Source organism: Ideonella sp. P3_A4 (assembly GCF_056403075.1).
Map to the genome: position 1 here is coordinate 1 of NZ_JBFUGE010000948.1, position 1,705 is coordinate 1,705.

The 1,705-nt window shown below is 64.9% G+C and carries 3 protein-coding genes; all 3 read left to right on the plus strand.

Annotation, left to right across the window (positions count from 1 at the left end):
* The first annotated feature begins 12 nt into the window (after nt 1-12).
* The gene (locus tag AC1DYI_RS34720; protein WP_477208649.1) at nt 13-381 is read left to right on the plus strand and encodes an ArsR/SmtB family transcription factor; all 369 of its coding nucleotides are present in this window, start codon (nt 13-15) and stop codon (nt 379-381) included.
* A complete protein-coding gene (locus AC1DYI_RS34725) occupies nt 353-862 on the plus strand; it encodes an SRPBCC family protein (protein ID WP_477208647.1) in 510 nt (169 codons plus the stop codon). Before AC1DYI_RS34720 ends, AC1DYI_RS34725 begins: the two co-directional genes overlap by 29 nt.
* A gap of 234 nt (nt 863-1,096) precedes the next feature.
* Nucleotides 1,097-1,705, plus strand: a 609-nt coding sequence (locus AC1DYI_RS34730; protein ID WP_477208648.1) for a hypothetical protein, incomplete at its 3' end; no start/stop codon positions are given.

The window sequence follows — 1,705 nt, forward strand, 5'->3', positions numbered from 1 at the left end:
ACACTAAGCCAAATGGCTAAGCATTTAACGCCCCTGCCCGATGTGTTCTACGCGCTCGGTGACCCGACGCGGCTGGCCATCGTGGGTGCGCTCGGCCATGGGCCGGCAACGGTGTCCGCGCTGGCCGCCCCCTTCGCGATGGCTCTGCCATCGTTCATGAAGCACCTGTCGGTGCTGGAGCGCAGCAACGTGATCCACTCGAACAAGGTCGGGCGGGTGCGCACCTGCGAGCTGGTGCCGAAGACGCTGACGCAGGCCCACACGTGGCTGGCCGAGCAGCGTGCGTTATGGGAAGCGCGCAGCGACCGCATGGCCAGTTTTGTCGAAACCCTTCACCAGGAGGACTTGTCCCGTGAGCAACGAAACCGCCGCAAAAACTGAACCGAACGACCTCGTCATCTCGCGCCTGGTGCGCGCGCCGCGGGCCAAGCTATGGCAAGCCTGGACCGACCCGAAGCTGCTGAAGGAATGGTGGTGCCCGAAACCCTGGACGACCGAAGTGCGCGCCTTCGACCTGCGCCCCGGCGGCGCCTTCCACACTTTCATGCAAGGCCCGGACGGCGGCACCAGCGACAACCCGGGCAGCTTCCTTGAGATCGTCGAGACGTCGCGCATCGTCTTCACCTCGGCGCTGACCGCCGGCTGGCGCCCGCAGACGCCGTGGATGCCGTTCACCGCGATCATCACGATGGCCGACGAGGCCGGCGGCACGCGCTACACCGCCACGGTGATGCACCCCGACCAGGCCACGCGCGACCGGCACGAAGAACTCGGCTTCTTCGACGGCTGGGGCACCTGCATCACGCAGCTGGAGGCGTTTGCGCAGCGTTTGCCCGACCAGCCCACCACCCCGGTGTTTTAGGGCCTGCCAACACATAGATCACGGCCGCGCCGGAATGCTTTGGGGATGCAGCGCATCCTGACGCCCCAGAAACTGGGGGCATCGACGCTGCTGCGGTCGATGTCCGGCCCAGGCCGGGTCCAGGTTTTATCAATCGGTCTCGAGAGTTTCAGCCGGAATACGGTTGACCAGATTCGTGGATGGCGGCGTTCGCTACTGTGCGTGCGCAGTCCCATCAACTCTGAGGTAACACCGATGAAGTGCTCCAGTTTCTCCCAACGCTGCGGTGGTTCGCTGCTGGCAACGCTGATCCTTTCCGCCGCGTTTGCCGGGGCGCATGCGGCGCCGGCAAACGGCTTCGGCCACGGCATCGAGGCCACGGCCGAGAAGGCCCATTGCGTGAACGACGATGGCAGCAAGGACTACATCCAGGGTCACAAGAGCAGGCTCGCGCGCTGGTGCATCGAGCCCCAGGTGTGGCAAGAGCACAGGCTCGACTTCAAGAAGTTCTGGCCCTACGGCAACGACGTGATCACCACGCTGGAAGACCTGTTCGACTACACCCCCGACGGCCTGCCCTTCGTCTTCCAGGCCAACGAGCCCAACGGTTGGGCGTCCACCGGCAGCGACTTCGGCCTCGGCGACCAAGTCACCGGCGACGCTTTCTGGAACGACTACACCTACCGCGACGCCTCAGGCAACATCGTCGACGTGCCCGGGTTCTGGGGCTACTTGCTGAGCCTGCACGAGGCCATCAACGTGTGGACGGGCGAGATCACCGGCAACTGGCCCACCGACTGGTGGGCTGACCACCGCAGCCCGTTCCCGAACTCGATGGATTACCACATCATGAAGGTGATCGGC